24 protein-coding genes and 1 tRNA gene are annotated in these 24549 nt (G+C 47.0%); 9 read left to right on the top strand and 16 right to left on the bottom strand.

Annotated features, from left to right (window positions below):
• Positions 1 to 4: 4 nt before the first annotated feature.
• The 3 genes from ilvC to A2X74_RS04995 are packed head-to-tail and all read right to left on the bottom strand — an operon-like array spanning position 5 to position 3351.
• Positions 5 to 1021, bottom strand: coding sequence for a ketol-acid reductoisomerase (ilvC, locus tag A2X74_RS05005; RefSeq protein ID WP_293626114.1), 1017 nt, complete (start codon positions 1019 to 1021; stop codon positions 5 to 7).
• Between the two features lie 51 nt (positions 1022 to 1072).
• Entirely contained in the window at positions 1073 to 1564 is a 492-nt protein-coding gene (ilvN, locus tag A2X74_RS05000) for an acetolactate synthase small subunit (protein WP_015420909.1), read from the bottom strand.
• A complete protein-coding gene (locus tag A2X74_RS04995; protein ID WP_293626113.1) occupies positions 1564 to 3351 on the bottom strand; it encodes an acetolactate synthase 3 catalytic subunit in 1788 nt (595 codons plus the stop codon). Before A2X74_RS04995 ends, ilvN begins: the two co-directional genes overlap by 1 nt.
• A gap of 193 nt (positions 3352 to 3544) precedes the next feature.
• On the opposite strand from A2X74_RS04995, the gene A2X74_RS04990 reads away from it, so the two are divergent.
• Genes A2X74_RS04990 through A2X74_RS04975 form a run of 4 tightly spaced genes read left to right on the top strand, consistent with a single transcriptional unit; the run spans position 3545 to position 5789 of the window.
• On the top strand, positions 3545 to 4114 hold the full coding sequence (locus tag A2X74_RS04990) for an RNA polymerase sigma factor (RefSeq protein WP_293626112.1): 570 nt from the start codon (positions 3545 to 3547) through the stop codon (positions 4112 to 4114).
• Positions 4111 to 4575 (top strand): DUF3619 family protein, encoded by a 465-nt coding sequence (locus A2X74_RS04985; RefSeq protein WP_293626111.1) that lies wholly within the window; start codon positions 4111 to 4113, stop codon positions 4573 to 4575. The genes A2X74_RS04990 and A2X74_RS04985 overlap by 4 nt, the downstream gene beginning before the upstream one ends.
• Before the next feature lie 25 nt (positions 4576 to 4600).
• On the top strand, positions 4601 to 5236 hold the full coding sequence (locus tag A2X74_RS04980) for a DUF3106 domain-containing protein (protein WP_293626110.1): 636 nt from the start codon (positions 4601 to 4603) through the stop codon (positions 5234 to 5236).
• 13 nt (positions 5237 to 5249) lie between these two features.
• Complete coding sequence (locus A2X74_RS04975) at positions 5250 to 5789, top strand: RDD family protein (protein ID WP_293626109.1); 540 nt, start codon at positions 5250 to 5252, stop codon at positions 5787 to 5789.
• A 28-nt stretch (positions 5790 to 5817) separates the two neighbouring features.
• Here A2X74_RS04975 and A2X74_RS04970 read toward each other — a convergent pair whose 3' ends face one another.
• The 7 genes from A2X74_RS04970 to A2X74_RS04940 form a co-directional block, all read right to left on the bottom strand.
• Complete coding sequence (locus A2X74_RS04970; protein ID WP_293626108.1) at positions 5818 to 8295, bottom strand: FtsX-like permease family protein; 2478 nt, start codon at positions 8293 to 8295, stop codon at positions 5818 to 5820.
• Between the two features lie 5 nt (positions 8296 to 8300).
• The gene (locus tag A2X74_RS04965) at positions 8301 to 9086 is read right to left on the bottom strand and encodes an SDR family oxidoreductase (protein ID WP_293626107.1); all 786 of its coding nucleotides are present in this window, start codon (positions 9084 to 9086) and stop codon (positions 8301 to 8303) included.
• A 40-nt stretch (positions 9087 to 9126) separates the two neighbouring features.
• Positions 9127 to 9792 (bottom strand): ABC-type transport auxiliary lipoprotein family protein, encoded by a 666-nt coding sequence (locus tag A2X74_RS04960; protein WP_293626106.1) that lies wholly within the window; start codon positions 9790 to 9792, stop codon positions 9127 to 9129.
• A complete protein-coding gene (locus tag A2X74_RS04955; RefSeq protein ID WP_293626105.1) occupies positions 9789 to 10703 on the bottom strand; it encodes an MlaD family protein in 915 nt (304 codons plus the stop codon). Before A2X74_RS04955 ends, A2X74_RS04960 begins: the two co-directional genes overlap by 4 nt.
• Entirely contained in the window at positions 10700 to 11467 is a 768-nt protein-coding gene (locus A2X74_RS04950) for an ATP-binding cassette domain-containing protein (protein ID WP_293626104.1), read from the bottom strand. Before A2X74_RS04950 ends, A2X74_RS04955 begins: the two co-directional genes overlap by 4 nt.
• Entirely contained in the window at positions 11467 to 12639 is a 1173-nt protein-coding gene (locus tag A2X74_RS04945) for an ABC transporter permease (RefSeq protein WP_299764711.1), read from the bottom strand. Before A2X74_RS04945 ends, A2X74_RS04950 begins: the two co-directional genes overlap by 1 nt.
• Before the next feature lie 90 nt (positions 12640 to 12729).
• Positions 12730 to 12806 (bottom strand) — tRNA-Arg (locus A2X74_RS04940).
• Between the two features lie 18 nt (positions 12807 to 12824).
• Between A2X74_RS04940 and greB the strand changes: the two genes are divergently transcribed.
• Entirely contained in the window at positions 12825 to 13325 is a 501-nt protein-coding gene (gene greB, locus A2X74_RS04935) for a transcription elongation factor GreB (RefSeq protein WP_293626102.1), read from the top strand.
• A gap of 16 nt (positions 13326 to 13341) precedes the next feature.
• Here the strand turns inward: greB and A2X74_RS04930 are convergent, their stop codons facing one another.
• The 4 genes from A2X74_RS04930 to A2X74_RS04915 all read right to left on the bottom strand — a co-directional run bounded on the left by A2X74_RS04930 (position 13342) and on the right by A2X74_RS04915 (position 17565).
• Complete coding sequence (locus A2X74_RS04930) at positions 13342 to 15600, bottom strand: bifunctional (p)ppGpp synthetase/guanosine-3',5'-bis(diphosphate) 3'-pyrophosphohydrolase (RefSeq protein ID WP_293626259.1); 2259 nt, start codon at positions 15598 to 15600, stop codon at positions 13342 to 13344.
• Positions 15601 to 15702: 102 nt separating this feature from the next.
• A complete protein-coding gene (gene rpoZ, locus A2X74_RS04925) occupies positions 15703 to 15906 on the bottom strand; it encodes a DNA-directed RNA polymerase subunit omega (protein ID WP_011902918.1) in 204 nt (67 codons plus the stop codon).
• 45 nt (positions 15907 to 15951) lie between these two features.
• On the bottom strand, positions 15952 to 16602 hold the full coding sequence (gene gmk, locus A2X74_RS04920; protein ID WP_293626101.1) for a guanylate kinase: 651 nt from the start codon (positions 16600 to 16602) through the stop codon (positions 15952 to 15954).
• A gap of 21 nt (positions 16603 to 16623) precedes the next feature.
• Entirely contained in the window at positions 16624 to 17565 is a 942-nt protein-coding gene (locus tag A2X74_RS04915; RefSeq protein ID WP_293626100.1) for a YicC/YloC family endoribonuclease, read from the bottom strand.
• Between the two features lie 32 nt (positions 17566 to 17597).
• Here A2X74_RS04915 and rph point away from each other — a divergent pair, with 32 nt between their 5' ends.
• The 3 genes from rph to hemW are packed head-to-tail and all read left to right on the top strand — an operon-like array spanning position 17598 to position 20137.
• Positions 17598 to 18329, top strand: a complete 732-nt coding sequence (gene rph, locus A2X74_RS04910; protein WP_293626099.1) for a ribonuclease PH — start codon at positions 17598 to 17600, stop codon at positions 18327 to 18329.
• 16 nt (positions 18330 to 18345) lie between these two features.
• A complete protein-coding gene (gene rdgB / locus A2X74_RS04905; RefSeq protein WP_293626098.1) occupies positions 18346 to 18945 on the top strand; it encodes an RdgB/HAM1 family non-canonical purine NTP pyrophosphatase in 600 nt (199 codons plus the stop codon).
• Positions 18929 to 20137, top strand: coding sequence for a radical SAM family heme chaperone HemW (gene hemW, locus A2X74_RS04900; protein ID WP_293626257.1), 1209 nt, complete (start codon positions 18929 to 18931; stop codon positions 20135 to 20137). The genes rdgB and hemW overlap by 17 nt, the downstream gene beginning before the upstream one ends.
• Positions 20138 to 20164: 27 nt before the next feature.
• Here hemW and A2X74_RS04895 read toward each other — a convergent pair whose 3' ends face one another.
• Positions 20165 to 20968, bottom strand: a complete 804-nt coding sequence (locus A2X74_RS04895; RefSeq protein WP_293626097.1) for an enoyl-CoA hydratase/isomerase family protein — start codon at positions 20966 to 20968, stop codon at positions 20165 to 20167.
• A 113-nt stretch (positions 20969 to 21081) separates the two neighbouring features.
• Between A2X74_RS04895 and A2X74_RS04890 the strand changes: the two genes are divergently transcribed.
• Complete coding sequence (locus A2X74_RS04890) at positions 21082 to 22296, top strand: CoA transferase (protein ID WP_293626096.1); 1215 nt, start codon at positions 21082 to 21084, stop codon at positions 22294 to 22296.
• 88 nt (positions 22297 to 22384) lie between these two features.
• Here the strand turns inward: A2X74_RS04890 and A2X74_RS04885 are convergent, their stop codons facing one another.
• Entirely contained in the window at positions 22385 to 24487 is a 2103-nt protein-coding gene (locus tag A2X74_RS04885; protein ID WP_293626095.1) for an alkyl sulfatase dimerization domain-containing protein, read from the bottom strand.
• Between the last annotated feature and the right edge of the window lie 62 nt (positions 24488 to 24549).

Below are 24549 nucleotides of genomic sequence, written 5' to 3'. Positions count from 1 at the left end.
TTGCTTAGTTCTTAGTCTGATCAACTAATTTGTTCTTTGCAATCCAAGGCATCATGGCGCGCAACTTAGCACCAACCACTTCGATGTCATGCTCAGCATTCAAGCGACGACGTGAAATCAAAGTAGTCGCACCTGCTTTGTTTTCCAAGATGAAGCTCTTAGCGTACTCACCAGTCTGAATATCTTTCAAGCACTGACGCATTGCGTTCTTGGTGTCTTCAGTCACTACACGTGGACCAGTCACATACTCACCGTACTCAGCGTTGTTAGAGATAGAGTAGTTCATGTTGGCGATACCACCTTCGTAGATCAAGTCAACAATCAACTTGAGCTCATGTAAGCACTCGAAGTAAGCCATTTCAGGAGCGTAACCAGCTTCAACCAAAGTTTCGAAACCAGCTTTGATCAATTCCACTGCGCCACCGCAAAGAACAGCCTGCTCACCGAACAAGTCAGTTTCAGTTTCTTCACGGAAATTTGTTTCGATGATGCCGGCACGACCGCCACCGTTTGCTGTTGCATATGACAAAGCAACATCACGAGCAGAGCCAGATTTATCTTGGTACACAGCGATCAAATGGGGAACGCCACCACCTTGAGCATAAGTACCACGCACAGTGTGGCCTGGTGCTTTAGGGGCAATCATGATTACGTCTAAGTCAGCACGTGGCTGAACTTGACCGTAGTGAACGTTAAAGCCGTGAGCAAATGCCAATGCAGCGCCCTGCTTAATATTTGGATGCACTTCTTTGTTGTACACCTCAGCAATTTGCTCATCAGGCAAAAGCATCATGACTACATCTGCATCTTTAACAGCTTCAGCAACTTCTTTAACTGTTAAGCCAGCATTCGCAGCCTTACTCCAAGAAGCACCGTCTTTACGTAAACCAACAGTCACGTTACAGCCTGAATCTTTGAGATTCAAAGCATGTGCGTGGCCCTGTGAACCGTAACCAATGATTGTTACTTTTTTGCCTTTAATGAGGGACAAATCAGCGTCTTTATCGTAAAAAACTTTCATGCTCTTTCCTTGTATTGAAAATGTAGTTAATTCAGTAATCAGTTAAAAAAATTAAACCTTGAGGATGCGTTCGCCGCGCCCAATACCAGAACCACCTGAACGGACAGTTTCCAGAATCGATGCACGATCAATCGAATCAATAAAGGCATCCAATTTAGCGCCATCACCAGTCAATTCAATGGTGTAACTCTTATCAGTCACATCAATGATGCGACCACGGAAGATATCCGTTGTACGTTTCAACTCTTCACGCTCTTTACCAACAGCGCGAACTTTGATCATCATGAGCTCGCGCTCAATATGAGGACCTTCAGTCAAATCAAACACCTTCACCACCTCAACTAAGCGATTTAAGTGTTTTGTGATTTGCTCAATGACATCCTCTGAACCAATCGTAACAATCGTCATGCGAGACAGTGAGGGATCCTCAGTAGGTGCAACGCTGAGTGTTTCAATGTTGTAGCCACGGGCTGAGAATAAGCCAACCACACGAGACAATGCCCCTGGTTCGTTCTCTATCAATACAGAAATAATATGTCGCATTAGAGATCCTCGCTACCCAAAAGCATTTCAGTAATACCCTTACCTGCTTGAACCATTGGCCAAACGTTTTCTTCTGGGTCAGTCTGGAAATCCATAAACACAGTGCGATCTTTTAGGCGAATCGCTTCTTTGAGGGCGCCTTCAACATCTGACTTCTTCTCAATGCGCATGCCAACGTGGCCAAAAGCCTCAGCCAACTTCACAAAGTCTGGCAAAGAATCCATATAAGAGCTTGAATAGCGCTTGTTATAAGTCAACTCTTGCCACTGACGAACCATACCGAGGTAACGGTTGTTCAATGACACGATCTTCACAGGCGTGTCGTACTGTTTACAAGTAGACAACTCTTGAATACACATCTGAATCGAACCCTCACCTGTAATGGTGAATACATCTTTATCAGGGAATGCCTTCTTGATGCCCATGGCATACGGCAAGCCAACGCCCATCGTACCCAGACCACCAGAGTTGATCCAGCGACGTGGCTTATCAAACTTATAGAACTGCGCAGCCCACATTTGATGCTGACCTACGTCAGAGCAAATGAATGCATCGCCGCCAGTAAGTTCCCATAACTTCTGAACTACGTACTGAGGCTTAACAATTTGTGAAGCTTCGTCGTATTTCAGGCAATCTTTTTTGCGCCACTCGTTAATCTGCTCCCACCATGCAGCAAGCTTCGCATCATTCTTGCGTGGGCCAGCAGCTTTGAGCTGAGCAGTCATCTCTTGCAATACTTCCTTGAGATTACCAACGATAGGAACATCTACTTTCACCCGCTTCGAAATCACGGATGGGTCGATATCAATATGAATAATCTTGCGTGGATGACTTGCAAAGTGTGCGGTATTACCAATCACGCGGTCATCAAATCGAGCGCCAATCGCAATCAACACATCGCTGTGCTGCATCGCCATATTGGCTTCGTAAGTACCGTGCATACCGAGCATGCCGAGGAATTGCGGACTTGTTCCCGGGAATCCACCAAGACCCATCAAAGTATTAGTTACTGGATAGCCTAGCAAATCAGCAAACTCTTTTAACTCGGGTGCGGCATCAGCCAAGATAACGCCACCACCGGTATAGATGTATGGGCGCTCTGCTTCTTGCAATAAAGAAACTGCCTTACGAATCTGCCCGCTATGCCCTTTAATAACTGGGTTATAGGAGCGCATCTCGAGGGTATCTGGATAAACAAATGGTCCCTTCGCAGCAGAGACATCCTTAGGGATATCAATTAATACTGGGCCTGGACGACCGGTCTGTGCGATGTGAAAAGCCTTCTTAATCACTAAAGGAAGGTCTTTTACATCTTTCACTAAGAAATTGTGTTTTACCACTGGGCGAGTAATACCTACGGTATCTGCTTCCTGGAAAGCATCTTCACCAATCGCGTACGTAGGCACGTTGCCGCTAATGACCACCATCGGAATGGAGTCAGTGTAAGCAGTAGCAATTCCGGTAACCGCATTGGTTACACCAGGGCCTGATGTCACTAGAGCAACGCCAACCTTACCGGTTGCACGTGCGTAGCCATCGGCCGCATGAACTGCTGCTTGCTCATGGCGAACAAGAATATGTTCAAACTTGTCCTGCTTAAAGATTTCGTCGTAGATAAAGAGAACAGAACCGCCCGGGTAACCCCAAACGTATTCAACTCCCTCTTTGTGCAATGCCTTAACCAACATCTCGGCGCCAATCATTTCAGGCGCATTCGCTGTGGAATTTGGGTTTGCTGTGTCTTGGTTAGCTTTAGAAGCTAAAAATTCGGCGCTGCTTGTATTCATTTTCTTTCGTCCTTTGCAATTTTCGGCAAAAAATTGTTTGGTCTGTTCTGTCTCCTGCTTGTGGCCTGAGTTCGAACGGCGCTGCTACCGGAAAAAACCACTTCTTGAATGAGATTCTAGGTAGTAAGCCCTACATTCTATAGCAATCCCCTAAAATAGACCAATTCCCTCTGATTCAGGTCTAATCCACTGAATGGCCTCACCCCAAGAACTTTCTGACTTCCTCAGCAGTGTTGAGCAGCGTGCTTTCAAGCAAGCGGTCTATGCTGTGCGGGATGACGATGCAGCCTTAGACATTGTTCAAGATGCCATGATTAAGTTGGCCGAAAAATATGGTGACCGCCCAGCAGCCGAACTACCCCTGGTTTTCACCAGAATTCTGCAAAACCGCATTCATGACTGGTTTAGACGTCAAAAGGTTCGAAATACTTGGGTAACCTTGTTCTCCAATATGGGTAAGAAATCGGATGAAAACGATGATTTTGACCCCCTGGAGTCACTTTCAGCGCCGGATGATAGTGAAATTCACCAAGATGGTGCCTTTAAGCTAGAACGTAGTCAGCTTTTGGAGTCCCTGGAGTCAGAAATATCAAAATTGCCCGCCCGTCAACGAGAAGCCTTCCTGATGCGTTATTGGGATGAGCTGAGTATTACTGAAACTGCCCTTGCCATGAGTTGTAGCGAGGGAAGCGTCAAAACCCACTGCTCAAGAGCCACCCAGGCTCTAGCTAAAGCATTGAAATTAAAAGGAATTACGCTGTGAACCGCAATCAAGACATCCTAAACCCAACAGAAGCTGACCAATTTGGCCAGTCCGCTGCTGCCCTGCTCCGCCAAGGATCTCAATCCTTGCCAGCCGGCATCAAAGATCGTCTCTATGCAGCACGCTTAAAGGCACTTTCCGTCAAAAAGCCAGAAAAAGTGCGTATCAAGCAATATGCTTTGGCCAGCACCTCTGGGAACTGGTCTTCGGGTTCTCGCTCATTTTGGAATAACGTGGGTTGGGTGATCCCTCTTGTTGTTCTTGTTTTTGGCTTAGTTGGAATTGCTCAATGGCAAGATAACTCCCGGATTAATGACATTGCCGAGTTGGATGCAGCACTGTTGAGCGACGATGTGCCTCCTGATGCCTATGCTGATAGCGGCTTTATGCGCTTCCTCAAGAATGGCCCCTTAGCCGATGCAGAGCAAGATGGCTTGGATACGCCCAAATCACCTTCTTAATATCAAACGAAAACTCAAATAGCGCATGCTAAAAAACTTACGCTCTATTTGTGCAGTCCTCAGCATCAGCTCAGCCCTTACGCTAGCTGTTAGCGCTCTAACCTCGCCCACCGCATTTGCTCAGACAGCAACAAGCAGTCACGGTAAAAGCACTGTTACCCCAGAGAGAAAACCGGATGGGACATGGGAAGGTCTAAAACCTGAACAACAAAAAATTCTGGCCCCTCTCGAGGGTGATTGGGACTACATGTTGCCTGAAAGTCGTAAACGATGGACACAGGTAGCCAACCTCTACCCCAGGATGAAAGCGGCAGACCAACAACGGCTTCAGTCTCGCATGGCCAGCTGGTCAAACCTGTCTCAAAAAGATCGTCGTATTGCACGAGAGAATTACCTAAGCAGCCTCAAGTTTCCACCTGAGAAAAAAGCTGAAGCTTGGAGCGCCTATCAAAAACTGAGTGCTGAGCAAAAAAATAAACTTGCTCAGGCTGAATTAAATCAAAAGAAGAAACCCACTGTCGTGAGTGCGCCAACCTTGCAACAACACCCCATCATTCAGCAGTCGAACCTAGCTCCGACATTACCTGCTGCTGCAGCTCCTCCAGCTCAAGAAGTTGCACCGCAAGGCGCAAGCTCGGATAGCGACTCAAACAATCAATAAGAATTCGTCAGTCGTGATTACCCCAGCGGAATTAAATGCACTCCCCGCCCCGCAATTTTGGCGGCGCGTCTCTTGTACGCTTTATGAGCAATTAGTTTTGCTGGGCGTAATAGCTCTGACATTTTTACTTCCTAATTTAGGCCTAGGTATTCTGTTTGGCATCTCATTGCCAAGTTGGCTCACCTTCCTGTATCTCTATGTCGTCCTTGGGATTTACTTTGTTTGGTATTGGACAAAGTCTGGACAGACGCTGGCGATGCAAACTTGGCGGATACGCATGATTGGTCCAGGGGGCTACAACCTCACTCGCAAGCAAGCAATCTGGCGCTATGTCTATGGATCCCTATGGCTCATACCCTGCGTTCTTCTGCAGTGGCTTTTCGAGTTACAGAGATGGCAAATTATTGAGATGCTATTCGCGGTGGCTTTATTTTTATGGCCCTTAAGCATCTACTTGGATCGCGTTAACCCGCTACTACGCCAAAGCTTGCCAGATCGCTTGGGTAGAACACGCTTAGTAGAGCTGCCAAAGAACTTAGTAACGCTCTCCTAAAATACTATTCTAAGTTAGCGGGTTCGCCCTAAATCTCGCGCAAACAGTCCATTGCAGTCGTTGTCTGAATTTTTCTCTGAAAGCGATATCCAGCCAAGAGACAAGCAGCAACTCCAAAGATCATGCCCATCGCCAAAGAGTGTGCGAATGCGTTGAACTCAATCTCTAATACAAATCGGCCAAGCGCCCATGCAGCTATTCCAGCAGCGAGTCCAGCCAGGACTCCAGAGAGCACTCCAATAATCAGCAGTTCAGCCAGAGCTATTTTTCTCAATAAAGCGCGTGATGCACCTACCGCCTTGAGCAATGCGGCACTCCTAAAGCGCTCATCTTGAGTAGCTGCAATTGCAGCTACTAGCACCAGTATCGCTGCTGCGATCGTAAACGCAAACAATAGACCCAGCACTGAAGACAGTCGATCCAAGACATCTTGTATCTGCTGCAAAGAGGTCGCTACATCGACAATAGTCAGATTGGGGTAGCTCTGTGCAAGCTGGTAATCAAGCCCCTCAATGGCGGGGCTTTGATAGTACGAGGTAATCCACGATTGGGGCATGTCAGCCAGCATGGCGGGTGGCATGATGACGAAGAAATTCACCTTCATGGAACTCCAATCCAACTTACGAAGGGATGTGATTGGTGCAGTCACTTTTTCACCAGCGAGCTCAAAAGTCATTTGATCACCCAGCTTGAGCTTTAAAGTCTTTGCAATACCCGCTTCCAAAGAAACTTGCGGCGCAGCCCCTTCAATCCACTTTCCAGAAGTAATACGATTACCATCCGGCAATTGCTCGGTATAAGAGAGGTTGAATTCTCGATCGACTAAGCGACGCGCATTCTCATCAACGTAATCATTCGGCCCAATGGCTTTGCCATTAACCTCAACTAGGCGTGCACGGACCATTGGACTAAAACTAGGATTGGCTACTCCCGCACCTAGCAAGGACTGAGTAATGCCTGACTTTTGATCTTCCTGAATATTAATCATGAAGCGATTAGGTGCATCCACTGGAATATTTCCTTGCCACGTAACTAATAAATCCTGACGAAGTAAGAGAATCAGCAGCAAAGCCATCAAAGCAATGCCTAGAGCAGTAATTTGCATCACTGCAAATCCTGCGCGGCGTGCTTGTGCAGTCAATGCAAAGCGAAGAGCAAAGCTCTTAGTACTCCACCTCAAAAACCCAAGGTTGAGTAGGCGTAGTGATGACCAAGAAACTATGGCAAAAAGAGCAACGGCCAAAGTAAAGCTAATCGCAACCCAAGAAGCCAACTTTAAATCCTGCGCTGCGATAGCGATTAAAACTAGGCAAGTAATCATGCCAAAGAGTGCAACCCAAAGTGCTTTGATATTGACTGAACCTAACTCCTTGCGAATCAACCGTACCGGTGAAATCATCACCAAGCTAAATAATGGTGGGCCAGCAAAACCAATTAATAGGCAGGATGAGAACAAGATGCTCCAAGTTAATGGCCAAAGGGAAATCACAGGCAAGTTAGCAAAGACTAAATTGCCCAAAATACGAATTAATATTTCTTGAACTCCATAAGCAATAGCAGCGCCCATCAGAGCGGCCGATAAACAGAGAGTGCCCAATACCTTGATTTGATTTACCAGAATTGTCCTTTGACTTGCCCCAAGACATTTCATGACCGCACATACATCAGCCTGCTTTAAAACATAACGCCGCGCAGATAATGCAATCGCTACTGCAGCCACCATTGCGGTTAGCAAGGCAACCAAAGATAAGAATCGCTCTGCACGCTCTAGCGTTTTACGCATCGTCGGTTGCGCGTTTTCCAGGGTCTCAATACGCATTCCTCTGAGACCCTCAGATTCAATCCATTGTGTAGCCCATTTTTCATAATCAGAGATAGCCTGATCATTACCCGCCAGTAATAGACGATAAGTAACACGACTACCCAAACCAATGAGACCCGTTGACTGCAAGTCATCTAATGACATCATCACACGTGGCGCAAAGTTCATAAAGCCAGCACCACGGTCGAGCTCACGTTCCAAGATGCCGCTAATTAAAAACGTCTTATCTCCCAAGAGCATCTGATCGCCCACCTTCGCCTTCAATGCATTGAGCATGGCTGGATCAACCCAGACAGAAGCGGCTGGTGGGGTGAGATTTGTCTGGAAAGGCGAGACCTGCAAAGACCCACGCAATGGATAGGCCTTAGTAACAGCCTTGAGAGAGGCCAGCTTACTCTGCGCCCCAACAGTGGCCATACTCGGGAAGACAACAGTTTGAGCGGCGTTAAGTTGCCGATCTACCGCCTCTCGAATAAATCGCTCGGGTAAAGGTTGGTCAGAAACAAGCAGTAGATCTGCAGCAAGCAGTTGGCGAGCATCAAACTGAAAGGCACGCTGCATCCGATCCGCCAGAAAACTGACGCTGGATAACGCTGCTACAGAGAGAGTGAGAGCGACTAGTAAAGCAATCAGCTCACTAGATCGCAGATCCCGCCGAATATCCCGCAGAAAGCTCGCTAGCACTGCGATTAAATCGCCTGAATCTGGCCACCATCAACACGGATCACTGACCCAGTGATAAAGGAAGCATTCTGACTTGCTAGAAACGCGGCAGTATCACCATATTCCTGGGGATCACCATAACGGCCCGCTGGAATCAGTTTCAAGCTAGCCTGCACAACAGAGTCATAGCTGATGTTCTCGCGTTGTGCACGCGCCTCATCCAATTGACGCAAGCGATCCGTTGCTACACGACCCGGCATGATCACATTGACAGTAACCCCATCGGCAGCAACTTCGGCTGACAAGGTTTTAGACCATGCCAACAGCGCAGCGCGCAAGGTATTAGAAATTGCCAAGTTTTTAATTGGGGCAATCGCACCAGAAGTAGTGCTAGTAATAATGCGCCCCCATTTACGCTGGCGCATACCTGGAAGAACACGATCAGTAATGCTGATAAGTGATAGGACCATGTCATTAAAGCTCTTTTGCCATAAAGCAGGATCTTGACCAGTAGCTAGAGTTGGAGGAGGTCCGCCAGTGTTATTCACCAAGATATCAATCGGGCCAAGCTCTTTTTCTATTTTGCTAACTAGGTTATCAATGACTGAGGGATCCGATAAATCCCAACTCAAAGCTAAAGCAGTTCCACCAGCAGCTTCAATCAACTCAACAGATTTTTTTAGACCCTCGGGATTGCGACCAGTCACTGCGACCTTAACACCTTCACGAGCCAGAGAAACTGCCATTGCCTGGCCTAAACCTCGGCTAGATGCCAGCACCAATGCCACTTTGCCTTTAAGTCCTAAATCCATGTCTTCTCCACTTTTTATATTTATCGTAATTCTAAAATGACTATTGCCCTAAAGGTGGGGGCAGATTTCCGGCGTACTTATAAAGTACTACCTCATACTCTTTCAAAATTTGCGCTAAGGCCTCTTGCTGACCCAAGACCAATGCTTGAGGGGTGTTGTCTGTAAGGGCAACTCTCTTGGTATAGCGATTTTTACCAATGACTGGATTGCGCTTTTGCGGGTCGGTTGCTGTTAGGAAAAACTCTACTGTGACAACTGCCTCAGGACGGACGCGGTAATCACCATAAAACTCTTCCACAGAGACTTGCAGATTGTAATAAGGGAAAAAGCTATTTCCCTGCCCTACTGTCATGGAAAAGATTTGAGCGTTATTCAACCACTGGCGAGTGGCATTGCCCAACATCTCATTTGGCAACGCAGAATAAATATTGTAGAAATCCTTTTCATAACGCTGGTCACCAAGACGATAAACCAAGGACTTCCCATCAAAAGGAGGCGTTGTCGAGACAGAACCCATCTTGAGCCATAAATCGCTACGCGGTTTGTATGGCACCCCTGTGCGCTCGGGTGCAACCATCCAGCTAGCAGTCTCCGACGCTGGTCTTTTAGGCAAAGAGCAGGCGCTTAATGCAGTCACAATGAATGCTAAAGCAGCAAACTTAATTAGGCGTGAGTTTTTCATCGTCTGAATTTTCATTGATGTCATTTCTGGGCTCCATTCATTGGAGGCGTAATACGTGCAGGTGGCTCGCCCCAAATTAAGGTAGACGGTGATTGACTGGCCACGCGCGTAAATTCATTTAACTGCTCACTAGCTTGACGAAGATTCTCTAGAGTTGCGGTGGTATCACCCTGAACGCTGGTCACGGTTTGGCGCAAAGAAACCATAGTGGCAACCAATTCACGCATCAGAATGTTGAGCTGATCTTTGTCCGTCACTTTAGCAATTCGATCCATGAGAACATTGAGATCTTTTACTGAATTGATAAGGCCGGCATTATCTTTTCCATCACCAGCCATTAGCTTATTCAGATTACCTAAGAGCGCATCAAACTTCTTCTGAGTTCCATCAACATCCAATGAATTTAAAGCACCAATCAACTTCTGAATACCGGAAATGATTTCATCGGCCTGATTTGGCATCGATGGCACTACTGGATATTCTGAATGCCATGGATATTTGAGGGTATAGCTCTGATCAGATTTGGGATAAAAATCTAGCTCCACATAATTCACGCCGGTAATACCCATCGATCTAATGCGTGCGCGCAAGTTATCTTTGATAAAAGTTTCGAGATGATCTTTCTCGATGGCATCTCCAAAAATTTGCATTCGAACCACAACATACTCTTGCTTTTGGATCATGGGAATATCTTTTTCATACATGTCACCCGACAATCCGATTGAGGTTACCTGTCCAATTTTGACCCCCCTAAAGCGCACTGCTGCACCAGCATCTAAACCGGTCACTGATTGCTTGACATATGTCTCAACCATGAACGATTTTTTGAAAAGCTGCCCAGAGCCAAAAATTAAGATAATGGCTAGCAATGCACCGATTGCCGCTAGAACAAAAAGGCCTAAGCGGAAATAGTTGGGATTGGAGTTATTACTCATGCTGCGTCCTTGCTCATAATGCGATTAAAGAATTGATGCACCCGAGGATCTTTGCTCGTATCTCTTAATACTTTAGGGTCACCCTCAGCAATAATGCCTTTAGCATCCTTATCTAACATGATGACTTTATCGGCAATGGAATAAATGCTGGCTAATTCGTGAGAAACAATCACAAAGGTAAATCCTAAGTTTTTAGATAAATCCAAAATCGTACTGTCGAGATCGGCTGATGTAATGGGATCGAGACCAGCTGAAGGCTCATCCAAAAATAAGATCTTTGGATCTAGCGCCATCGCCCTTGCAATCGCCGCACGCTTTTGCATTCCACCACTAATCTCGCTAGGCATATAAGTTTCATATGGGAGTAGGCCTACTAAGTCAAGCTTGCAGCGCGCCAATAGATTCATTTGATCTTTAGTCAGCTGGGTGTACTCCTCCATGAAAAGCGTCACGTTATCCAGCAAATTCATGGAGCCGAATAAAGCGCCTTGCTGATACATCACCCCAAAGCTGGTCATAATCTTTTGACGATCTGCGCCTTGGGCAGTGGTGATGTTTTGACCCTCGATCAATACATCCCCAGCGAGCGGTTGATATAGACCGAATAAATTCTTTAAGAGGCTGGATTTGCCACAACCTGATCCACCTAGAATGACAAAAATCTCACCATTAGTAACGGAAAAATTCAGGTTCTGGAGCAGTACTTTAGAGCCGTACCCCACAGTGAGATTTTGAACATCGATTGCGTTATCTGAAGTAGCCATCAGAATCCAGTCCTATAAGAAATATAGGCAAAGATGCCATCCACCAAAACAATCATGACAATACTACTCACCACCGCTCTCGTTGCAGAGATACCTACCGCAGCAGCACCGGTTCCGGTTTGCATGCCGCGCAAACAACCCATCGCAGAAACAACTACGCCAAATAAAGTGGCTTTTACAAGACCTGAGAGCACATCCTCAATATCAACAGCAGCCAACATGCCGTTATAAAAGTTAATAAAGGGGATACCGTAAATTTGCATCGTTAGCATCGATGAAAAAATACTGACGATATCTGCATATAGCGTCAAAATTGGCGCTACCAAGATGCCCGCCAACACTCTTGGCACAACCAAGAATCGAACTGGACTTAAACCGCCAGTGACCAAGGCATCTACTTCACTGTTAACAGTCATTGTTCCAATCTCAGCAGCAAATGCCGCAGACGAGCGCCCAGCCAATAAGATCGCGGTAATCAAAGGGCCCATCTCACGCACAATGCCTAAGGCAGCCAAGGGGCCCACAAAAGAAACAGCTCCAAACTGCTGCATACCAATGGCTGCCTGAAAAGATAGAATGACACCAATCAAAAAGGCAACGAGGCCAACAATCGGTAATGCAGAAATGCCTGCCTCTACGGCCGCATTAACAAAATCCCCCCAACGCACTTGCCTAACATTGCGAATTGACCATGCCAAATCCGCAGAGAGATGGCCAACAAAGATCACCAAACCGCGTACATCATCCAGAAAATATTGTGCTGCCATGCCGACACTAACAACAAAACTAGTTTTTGGTTTTGCTGCAGGAACCGGAAATAATTTATTGATGGGGTCAAATTCATGCAATAGCGGCTGATACTTTGGATCTAGCCCTTGAATCTCGAATTGTCCACCCGCTTTTTGCTGAGCCTCTTGTACGTCAATTAAAAATGCAAATGCAGATCCATCTAAAGAACTCACTTTTGAAGCATCAAAAACCAAGGAGTGACTTTGGGCATTACCCTGGCCTAACCAGAGGTTTTGCTTTTCCCGAATATCAGTCCATACACCAGCCAAGGTGTACACATTGACTGCACCACTCAAACTAACTTGAGCACGCATTGAGTCGGTTTGCGTCCAAATAGCTACTGGAGATGGTGAAATCGCGGAATGAGCGTCTGAAATGGCCATAGGCAAACTATAAGGGATTTGCATTAAAACACTCAGAAATGGCTCAAAAAGAAAAAAGGGCCCAGTTTTTAAACTAGGCCCTGTATAGGTTGGTGCGGCTGGCAGGAATTGAACCCACGACCCCTTGGTTCGTAGCCAAGTACTCTATCCAGCTGAGCTACAGCCGCAACAGCCATAATTATGCCATGGAAGAGAAGAACTACATCACACCCGCCGGTCATGAACGTATCAAAAGCGAGCTTTTACAGCTCCTGAACCTTGATCGGCCTGAGGTTGTCAAGGTTGTTCACTGGGCCGCCTCCAATGGCGACCGCTCTGAAAATGGGGACTACATCTACGGAAAAAAGCGACTTCGGGAGATAGATCGACGGATTCGCTTCCTGAACCAGCGCCTGGAATTTGCTGCAGTAGTCGATAACCAGGCCCGAAAATCAGGGGATGCAGATGCTGAGCAAGTCTTTTTTGGGGCGACTGTGACTTATGCAAGCCTAGAGGGAGATGATGCAGGCAAGGAAACAACCATCACCATTGTGGGGGTTGATGAGGTTGATTTAGAGCTAGGGCACGTCAGTTGGGTCTCCCCGATTGCTAAAGCGCTGATCAAAGCACGCGTGGGTGATTGCGTCAAAATTCAGACCCCCAGCGGCCCTAGCGAAATTGAAATTCTAGAAGTTCAGTACCAGTAGCTGGTAAATACAGGAATTAACTACCCCGTACTCGGGTTACACGCATCACATCATGATTGGTGCGCAGACTACGCATTACCTTGGAGAGATGCAAACGATCTGATACTTGTATTGTGAATCGAATCGTAACGGCATCTTCTTTATATCGGTCATCCATAGATACGTTCATGATGTTGGAATCTGCAGCAGTCACACTGCTTGCCACTCTTGCCAAAACACCCTTCCCTTGGCGCGTATCGATTGCCAGGTCAACTTCAAACTCTCGGTTAACCTCTTTGCCCCACTCGACCTCTACCCACTTATCGCTGTCTTTTGAAAGCATTTTGAGCGCTACTGGGCAATCATTCGTGTGCACCTGCAAGCCTTCACCTTTGCCGAGATAACCAATAATGTTATCGCCTGGAATCGGGTGGCAACAAGTTTGGAAGCTAATTGAATTACCTTCGCGACCATCTACCAAAATAGCCTGACGCTGATGATGGTGTGAGCTAATTTCTTGATGAGGAGCAACCCAATCTGCCGCGCCCAGGCGCATTTGCTCCGAACCACCCTCATCATCAATCAAGATCTTTAATCGAATTGCTAACTCTTGAGCGGATCTGCGACCCAAGGCAATATTGACACAAGCCTCCTCGCGCGTTTTATCACCAGTCCAATGCAATAACTTTTCCCAAATCTCTGGCGATAAAAGTCCAGCATCTACCCCTTGTTGACGTAAAGCATGAGCCAAGAGGCGCTCTCCTAGCTGAAGTGATTCGGCGTAATGCTTGGTCTTCAGTGAATGACGAATAGATGCGCGAGCTTTACCCGTCCTGACAAATGCTAGCCAGCCAGGATTTGGCTGGGAGTTAGCCGATGTCACCACCTCAACAATATCGCTGTTCTTTAACTCGCTACGTAGTGGTAATTGCATGCCATTAATCTTGACAGCAACGCAGGTATTGCCCACATCACTATGAATCGAGTAGGCAAAGTCTAGGGCGGTAGCGCCACGTGGCAAGGCCCTAATCTGACCTTTTGGCGTGAAAACATAAACTGCATCTGGGAACAAATCAATTTTGACGTGCTCTAAGAATTCTTGTGAATCCCCACTACTGTCCTGAATATCTATCAAGGATTGCAGCCATTGATGAGCACGATTTTGCACCTCACTCATATCAGGTCCACCATCTTTATAAGCCCAGTGTGCAGCAACGCCAGCCTCAGCAACCGCATGCATATCACTAGTGCGTATCTGGAACTCAACCGGGACACCCGATGGCCCTAAGAGTGTTGTGTGCAAAGACTGATAGCCGTTGAGCTTAGGAATCGCAATGTAATCCTTAAACTTGCCAGGCATTGGCTTATAGAGAGCATGCAAAATTCCGAGGGCGCGATAGCACTCATCAATCGAATGTACGGTAACTCTAAAAGCGTAGACATCGAGCACTTGAGAAAAACTTAGATGCTTGCTGCGCATTTTGCTGTAAATACTAAAGAGCGTTTTTTCTCGGCCTTGTAGGTCAACTTCGAGATTCACTTTTGCAAAGGCCATGCGAGCGTTCTGCAAAATCTTTTCTACCATCTCCTTGCGATTACCTCGCGCCCGCTTCACTGCATCTTCGATCACCCTAAAACGCATAGGCATCGAGTAACGGAAACTCAAGTCCTGTAGATCGCGGTAAATGATATTGAGGCCTAAGCGATGTGCAATCGGAGCATAGATCTCAATTGTTTCAGCAGCTACCCTGCGACGCTTTTCCATTGGCACAGCATCGAGCGTGCGCATATTGTGCGTGCGATCAGCCAGTTTGACCAAAATAACTCGCACATCACGAGCCATTGCCATAAACATCTTGCGAAAGCTTTCTGCCTGCGCTTCAGCATGACTTTGGAACTCCAACTTATCCAGCTTGGTCAGGCCTTCTACAAGCTCAGCTACTTTGCTACCAAATTTCCCAACTAGATCCGCTTGAGTGCATCCCGTATCTTCAATCACATCATGCAGTAATGCCGCCATGATGGAGGACGCATCTAAATGCCAGGTGGCACACAGTTCAGCAACCGATACAGGATGGGTAATGTAAGGCTCGCCACTATGGCGATACTGCCCAAGGTGGGCTGCATCAGCAAAATGAAATGCTTGCTTAATGAGCGCAACCTCTTCAGGCTTGAGATAGCCTAATTTAGAAATCAGCCCATCAATAGAAACAACCTGATGCTTTAGTGGCAATGCTGGCGCAGATGTAGGGCCAAATAAATGTCGACTCGATTGAGCCAACAAGGTTGCGATGATCGAAGACTTATCGCTATTAGCAGTCTCTTTAGGCGAGACCTGCCCTTTGGATTCCGATGTGTTTGGGTCGCCTAAGGGGAGCTCCACAACGGAACCCCTGAATTACAAAGGTACTTTGGTCAACATGTCACGGTCAGTTACACCAGCAGCAACTTCACGTAACGCAACTACAGTTGCTTTATCTCTGGACTCAACACGTGGGGAGTGACCTTGAACTAATTGACGTGCGCGATAAGTCGCGGCCAATACCAGCTCAAAACGATTTGGGATAGTTTTTAGACAATCTTCTACAGTAATACGGGCCATGCTGAACTCACTTAAATTTAGCTTCAATACCTATAGGATAACTGATTAGACCCCAAGCCGCCTTAAAAGCGCAGGGTTGCGAGCCATAATCGGCCCTGAGCGTAGGCGACTGGCTGCAACAATCTGGCGTAAATCAATTAAAGCCTGCTCAAAATCATCGTTGATGACAATGAAATCTGCCTCATGGGCATGCTGAAGCTCTAAATGCGCTGCAGCTAACCTTCTCTGAATGGTTGCCTCGTCATCCTGCCCTCGCTTGCGCAAGCGCTCCTCTAAAGCCTCAAATGAAGGCGGGAAAATAAAGATCCACTGCACCTCAGGAATAATCTGCCGAATTTGCTGAGCACCCTGCCAGTCGATTTCCAACATGACATCGCGACCGGTTTTCATCTGGGTTTCGATCCAAGCTTTAGAAGTGCCGTAAAAATTACCATGCACTTCCGCATGCTCCAAGAAATTACCCTGGTCGCGTTCAGTTACAAATTCTTCTCGTTTAATAAAGCGATAGTCCTTGCCATCAACCTCACCTGGCCTTGGCGCACGTGTAGTAGTTGAAAGCGAGAGCTTGAGCGCTGCATCTTCTTGCAATAAGGCGTTCACCAAAGAAGATTTTCCAGCGCCCGATGGGGCAACGATCATCAACATGCTGCCTTGGTAAGCAGGAGATAGGTTAGCTTTAGGTTTAGGGCTGGCCATAATAATTTGTTTAAGGGATGGTTACTCTAAATTTTGGACTTGTTCACGCATCTGCTCAATCAAGAGCTTGAGCTCTAAGGCAGCTTGAGTACATTCTTCTGAAACAGATTTGGAACTCAAAGTGTTCGCTTCGCGATTCAACTCTTGCATCAGGAAATCTAAACGCTTTCCTACTGGCCCTTTACCTGCCAACGCAGTATCCACCGCCTGAAGATGAGTCTTGAGTCGAGCAAACTCTTCCGCAACATCGATACGAACCGCGTAAAGCACCACCTCTTGACGAATACGCTCCATCAATTCAGTACCAGAGCCACCGTTACCTTTACCCTGCTCTTGGGCAGCCAATGCCTCAGCAAGGCGCTCTGTGAGCATTTCTTGATACTGGGCAACATAAACCGGAACCTTGGGTTCAATCGTTTTCACGATCTCACGCATCTTGGTAGTGATGTTTGTTAATACCGTCACAAGCGCTTTGCCCTCTGCATGGCGACTATCCATGAGGGCAGCCAAAGCGGCACGACCCGCTTCTACGGTTGCTGCAATCCAACCTTCTTCCTCACCTCTTGGCTCAGAAACAATTCCTGGCCAACGCAAAATATCGGCGATACGTAATGCTTCGGCATTAGGAAAGGCGACGTGAGCATGCTCCTGAAGGGTATACAAAGCATCTAAACGATCTTTGTTTAAGGCGCCCAAGGCATGGGGGTTGGCTTTGGCCGCCCCAGCTGCACCTGAATTAACGCGCCATGCAGCCCGAAACTCGACCTTACCTCGGGATAGGCTTTGAGTCGCCATCTCTCTTAAGGCAGGCTCAGCCCCGCGACACTCGTCCGGAAGACGAAAGCCCAAATCCAGAAAGCGGCTGTTGACAGCCCGACATTCCACCTGCAGATCAGCTACTACGCCAGCTCCTAGGGAGACTTGGCGTGAAGCGCTGCCATAACCAGTCATGCTCGATATCATATGGACATTGTAGATCTTTAGGACCAAACCCCATGACCAAGCCCAACATCACCCGCCCTAGCGGCCGTACCCCCACGCAATTGCGTCCAGTGACTATTAGCCGTGCTTTTACTAAGCATGCAGAAGGTTCAGTTCTGATTGCATTTGGTGACACTAAAGTACTCTGCACGGCCAGCGTTCTCGAAAAGGTACCCCCACATAAAAAAGGCTCTGGCGAAGGTTGGGTGACTGCTGAATACGGCATGCTCCCCCGCTCCACTCATACTCGTAGTGATCGTGAAGCTGCTCGAGGTAAGCAGTCGGGTCGCACACAAGAGATTCAGCGCTTGATCGGTCGCGCAATGCGCAGCGTTTTTGATCTGAAAGTCCTGGGTGAAAGAACTATCCATTTAGATTGCGATGTCTTGCAAGCTGACGGCGGGACTAGAACTGCATCGATTACGGGCGCCTATGTTGCCGCGCGCGATGCGATCAATACCCTCTTGCAAAGTGGTGCACTGAAGGCCGATCCGATTATTGATAGTGTTGCAGCGATCTCCGTGGGCATCTATCAAGGCGTACCTGTGCTTGATTTAGATTACCCAGAAGACTCTTCTTGCGATACCGATATGAATGTCGTCATGACTGGCAAAGGCGGCATGATTGAAGTGCAAGGTACAGCCGAAGGCGCAGCGTTCTCCCGCGCTGAATTAAATGCACTATTAGATTTAGCAGAGCAAGGTATCCAAGATTTAACCCAGCTTCAACATAAAGCGTTTCAATAAAGAGCAAAGGTAGATTGTGCAAAAGCTTGTACTGGCCTCAAATAGCGCTGACAAGGTTCGGGAGTTTCAGGCGCTCTTGGCGCCATTCCATTTTCATGTTGTCCCTCAAGGTGAATTAGGGATTCCATCGACAGAAGAGCCTCACCACACCTTTGTTGAGAATGCTTTGGCTAAAGCACGCCATGCCAGCGCTGCCAGCGGCCTACCCGCACTTGCCGATGATTCCGGAATTTGTGCCCATGCATTAGATGGTGTACCCGGTGTCCACTCAGCTCGTTATGCAGGTCTTGATGGGGATAGCGCTGCCAACAATCAAAAACTCATTGCAGCACTGCAAGGAAAAACTGATCGTGGAGCGCATTATGTCTGCGCGCTGGTGATGGTCAATAGCGCTAATGATCCAGAGCCACTCATTGTGCAAACCCGTTGGTATGGGCAAATCATTGATGAGGCCAAGGGAGGACATGGATTTGGTTATGACCCTCACTTCCTTTTGCCTGAGCTCGGTATCACTGCTGCAGAACTAGAGCCTTCAGAGAAGAATCTCATTAGCCACCGCGGCCAAGCATTGCGCGAACTCATTGCAAAACTTCAAAGCCGTGCTGAATACGCTTAATCCCGTTTTGGCCACTACGCCAAAACTCACCGCCCTACCCCCGCTGTCTTTGTACATTCATTTTCCGTGGTGCGAAAAGAAGTGTCCTTATTGCGACTTCAACTCACATCAAATTAAAGATGCAAATAATGGCGAGAAAGCTTCACAAGGATTTGATGAAGCGCGCTATATCAATGCACTCATTACTGATCTCGAGACAGAGTTGCCTCGCATCTGGGGTCGTCAAGTCCACAGCATCTTTATTGGTGGGGGCACGCCTAGCTTGTTATCTGCTGACGGTATGAATGAATTGCTGTCAGCTATTCGGGCAAGAGTAAATTTAGAGCCCGATTGTGAAATCACGATGGAAGCTAACCCCGGCTCAGTGGAGACTGATAAGTTTGTAGGCTTTGCTAAGGCAGGTATTAATAGAGTCTCTTTGGGGATCCAGAGCTTTCAGGATGAACAGTTGAAAGCCTTGGGACGTATTCATAATGGTGAAGAAGCCAAGCGCGCGATTGCGATTGCCTTGCAGCACTTCAAGTCAGTCAATTTAGATTTGATGTATGGTCTACCAAATCAAACCTTGGCAGCAGCTCAAGCAGATATTGAAACAGCTCTGTCATTTAAGACGCCACATCTATCCTTCTATAACCTGACGCTTGAGCCAAATACCTACTTTGCTAATTTCCCGCCAAAGCTACCCAATGAAGATCAGATTGATGCGATCTTTGAGCAGAATTTAGCCCTTCTTGAAGCAGCAGGCTATAGACGCTACGAAGTCTCTGCCTATGCCAAGAAAGATCAAGAGTGCAAACACAATCTCAATTACTGGCGCTTTGGTGATTACATCGGGATTGGTGCAGGAGCCCATGGCAAGGTTTCCTTCCCTGACAAAATCACCCGACAAGTGCGCGAGCGTCACCCTGAGACCTATATGCAGGCAATGGAAAGCAATGGTAATGCCTTGATTGAAGCTAGGGAGATTCCAAGCAAAGACCTCCCTTTTGAATTCATGCTCAATACATTGCGTCTCACTGATGGTGTGGACACCATCACCTTTAGCGAGCGCACAGGCTTGCCACTCAATGTAGTTGCAAAAGGATTAGATGAGGCTTGTAAAAAAGGTTTGTTAGATTCAAACCCGAACAAGCTTAAAGCTACCGAACAAGGTTTGCGTTACCTGAATAATTTACAAGAGATGTTTTTGTAAGAACTATCTACAGATACAGGAATTGAATTACTTTCCTGTCCACACGGGTGGCTTCCCATCCAAAAATGCAGCAACCCCATTCTTAAAGTCATCACTGCCATAGCACTCCCGAATCAAATCACTGCAATCCGGCAAGTTGTTCTTCATCATTCTTGTTAGAGTTTGCTTGGTGGATTTCTGTGTAATAGGAGCTAATTTCATTAAACGCTCTGCCAACTGATTTGCTTCATACTCAAGTTCTTCAGCAGGATACGTAGCCAATAGATAGCCCTGCTGGAGTAATTCTGGCGCAGTCACCAACTCGGCTAGCAGCAACATGCGCTTGACGATGTTGATACCAAGATGTGCAGCAAGCCAAGCGACATTGCCGGCGGATAAACAATTGCCCAGCGTCTTGGCAATGGGTACTCCAAAGCGCGCATCTGGCGTAGAGATACGAAAGTCACAGCAACTGGCGATAGCAAGCCCACCGCCTACTGCCATCCCATCGATGACTGCAATGGTGGGGATGGGCAACATGGCTAATGGAGCGAGGTAGTCATCAATTCCTTCCTCATAGCGAATACCATCCTCACTAGATGTAAAGCTGGCGAACTGGGCGATATCACTACCGGAGACAAATGATTTACCACCAGCACCACGCAAAATCACCACCCGCACTGCTGAGTTCTTGGCCAAATCTTGGCAAATGGTCTTTAAGCTTTGATACATCTGCGCAGTCATGGCATTGCGCGCAGCTACATGATCAAAGGTAATGAATGCCATACCGTTACGAAGCTCTAAATGAACTTCGGCAAGTGACGGTATTTTGGGAGCTTCGGTATTAGCCATGAAATTGATCAATGAAGCCTATGGGCTAGGCTCACAACAAGGTCTCTCTATTTGATTTATATTGACAGCTATTATTAGCACTTCATTCTAAACATAAAAATAATTGAGACAAAATGAACGCTTCAAATAGTAAGCCCCTGCCACTGGCGGGCGTTAGAGTACTTGATGTGAGTCAAGTCATGGCGGGCCCCTACTGCTGTATGTTGCTTGCCGACCTGGGTGCGGATGTCATCAAAATTGAACCGCCAGGCACAGGTGACCAAACTCGTGGTGCCATGGGATTCAAGATGAAAGGTTCAGATAGCATGGGCTTTCTGAATATGAATCGCAACAAACGCAGCGTCACCCTCAATCTGAAAACCGACGCAGGCAAAAAAGTCTTCTTTGAGTTAGTGAAGACTGCAGACATCTTGGTAGAAAACTATCGACCCGGGGTCATGAAAAAACTCGGTATCGATTACCAAACACTCAAAGATATCAACCCTGGTTTGGTCTACGCCAGTATCTCCGGCTTTGGTCAAACAGGTCCATGGGCAGATCGCCCGGGTTTTGATCTGATGGCACAAGCTATGTCTGGCGTCATGAGTGTGACTGGCTATCCAGATGGGCCTCCCGTCAAAGCAGGTGTTCCAGTAGCCGATATTGGTTGCGCCCTCTTTGCAGTCTATGGAATTCTGTCTGCTTACATTGGTAAAACCAAATCAGGTGAAGGCCAATTTATTGATGCCTCCTTATTTGATTCCGCGCTAGCGTTTTCAATTTGGGATACAGCCCAGTACTGGGGCACCGGCGTTGAGCCCTATAAGCTAGGTACCGCCAATCATATGAGCGCGCCCTATCAAGCCATGAAAGCCTCAGATGGCTACTTTGTCATGGGCGCTACGAATCAAAAGCTTTGGAAACTGCTCTGCGACAAAATTGGGCGACCTGAGTTATTCGAGGATCCGTTATTTAGAACGAATCCCTTACGTCTTGCCAATCGCTTAATACTGGCATCTGAACTTGAAAAGACTTTCGTTACTAAAACCAGTGAAGAATGGGTGGATCTCCTGCTGGCGGCTGGTATCCCAGCTGGGCCAATCAACACCTATCCTCAGGCGTTTGATAGCGAACATGGCAAGCATCGCAAGATGCGCATGGAAATTGATCATCCAATTGAGGGCAAGGTTCCTAATATTGGATTCGCAGTCAAGATGATGGGGACCCCACAGCAGGTATCTAGACATCCCCCACTGCTTGGGGAACACACTAATGAGGTGCTTCAGGAATTGGGTATTGCAGGTAGCGAGCTAAAAGCATTGGAAGATGGTGGCGCATTTGCGGCCTGAGCTAACAATGCATTCAGATAAAAGAAATGGGCTCCAAGGAGCCCATTTTCTATTTCACAATTACCCACCTAAACACAATGGGACTTCATTAAGCGCCATCTGAATTGGCAATTGGAGGGGCCTCAAATGGGTCTTTGCTTGGTTGGGCAGGTGAGGCTTTTTTAGCCTTCGTACCAGGCATCAGCTCAAAGTCTGGAGTAAAGGTTGTCATCGTGCTTCGCAATTGATCAAATGCTTTACGGTCGCCTTCAAACTTCGCTTTTCCTTCGGCTTGGAGTTTTTCAAAAGTAGTTTGACCGCCCATGACTTTTTCTAAGTCACTACGATTCACAGTGATAGTCAGGTTTGGTTTTTTATCCTGATAGCCTTTGATATTCGTTAGCGCGGAATTACTCATCTCGATTACAAACTTTTCACCATTGTCTGGGGTGTCGAGATTAATAGTGAACTTCATGCCGGCAGCTTTTTTGCTATCCATACTGATGGCTAAGGCATTGAGCCATAACTCAGTAGTCATGGCTCTGATCATGTCAGGGCCATTAGTCTTTGGCGATGCTCCAGAAGGCATGCCATGACGAAGTTCATAGGCCGCGCCCAAGAAACTATTGCGCACACTTGGGCTTTCTTTTTGATAACCAATCTGCTCAAAAATGTCCGCCAGCAAATCCTTGGCCGCTGTGTTGTTTGGTTCTGCATAAACCAACTTATTCACAATCTCCATTGCTTCACGGTATTTACCTTGCTTATAGAGTTGCTTACCCTTTGCCATGATCTTGCCGGAACCACCCATCATCTCGACATACAGCGGTGCAGAATCTTTTGGTGACAAGGGAATCAAAGTTGCAGGATTAGCATCCCAGTAACCTAGGTAACGATTGATTACCGCACGACTGTTGTGCTCTTCTGAGCCATGGTAGCTATGTGCTGCCCACTGAGACTTTAAACTCTCTGGCTGCTTGTAAACGTTATGCACTTCATTAATCGTGACGCCATTGTTCGCCAAATGAAGAACTTCATTGTTCAAGTGTGCATAGCTGTCACGCTGTGTGCGCATCACCTCTTGAACGCGATCATTACCCCAGCGTGGCCATGAATGAGAGGCGAACATAACCTGCGCCTCATTGCCATAACGATATAAAGCATTATTAATATTCTTAGACCATGCCAAGGCATCGCGCACTAAAGCGCCACGCAAGGTATAAATGTTGTGAATAGTGCCGGTGATGTTTTCAGCAGCCCAGAATGCTTTCATTTGCGGGAAATAGGTATTCATCTCAGCAGGAGCCTCTGTACCTGGCGTATTTTGGAATTCCATCACCACGCCATCCACTGTCATTTTTTCAAATGGCTCATTAATCAGAATGGTCGGCTCAATTAAACCGAGATTTCCTGCGGCAGTGTTTTTACCAATGGATTGGTCAACGTGACCAAATGGACTACGTGGCAATAAAACGCCATACTGGAAATACAGGCGGCGTGTCATTGCATTACCAGCGTAGACATTCTCTGCTACGGCGTGATCCATAAAGCCAGCTGGAGCAATAATCTTGACCTTACCGCTCTTCACATCAGCTTCTTCCACTACACCGCGCACACCACCAAAGTGATCAGCATGAGAGTGGGAATACACCACCGCAACCACTGGGCGCTTGCCTAGCTTCTCATTAACCAATTCCAAAGCTGCTCTTGCAGTCTCTTTGGAGGTCAATGGATCAAAGACAATCCAACCGGTATTGGTTTTAACAAAACTGATATTGGATAAATCAAAGCCACGAACTTGATAGATCTTTCCTGGCACTACCTCATAAAGGCCATAACCCATATTGAGAATGGCTTGGCGCTGCAATGAGGGATGAACGCTATCGAAATCCTTACCTTGCAATAGGAATTCATAACTGCCCATATCCCAGGCTACGTTACCTGCATCTGCCATGATTGTTTTATAAGCGGGGGCTGCAATAAATCCCCTCTTGGACTCTTCAAAGTCACGCTTATCTTCGAAAGGCAATGTTTTGCGTAAGCCGTTTTGAAGCTCTACCGTAAAAGTTGAAGGAGCTTTACCTTTAGGGTCAAAATGCTTTCCTTGCATTGCGCCTGGATCGGCGACTACTCCACCTCCACCTGCTGCAAAAACAGCATTTCCAGAAATGAGTGCGATAGATGCAGCCAGTAGGGTTAATTGGGTTTTCATGAGAGCCTTAAAGTAATACGAGTATTGGTAAAAAAGGTACTTATCGAATGTAAAGAATCGAT

The organism is Polynucleobacter sp. GWA2_45_21, from assembly GCF_001830325.1.
Lineage (GTDB): Bacteria > Pseudomonadota > Gammaproteobacteria > Burkholderiales > Burkholderiaceae > Polynucleobacter.
The sequence above is the reverse complement of the archived record's forward strand: the minus strand, read 5'-3'. Positions and strand labels throughout refer to the sequence as shown.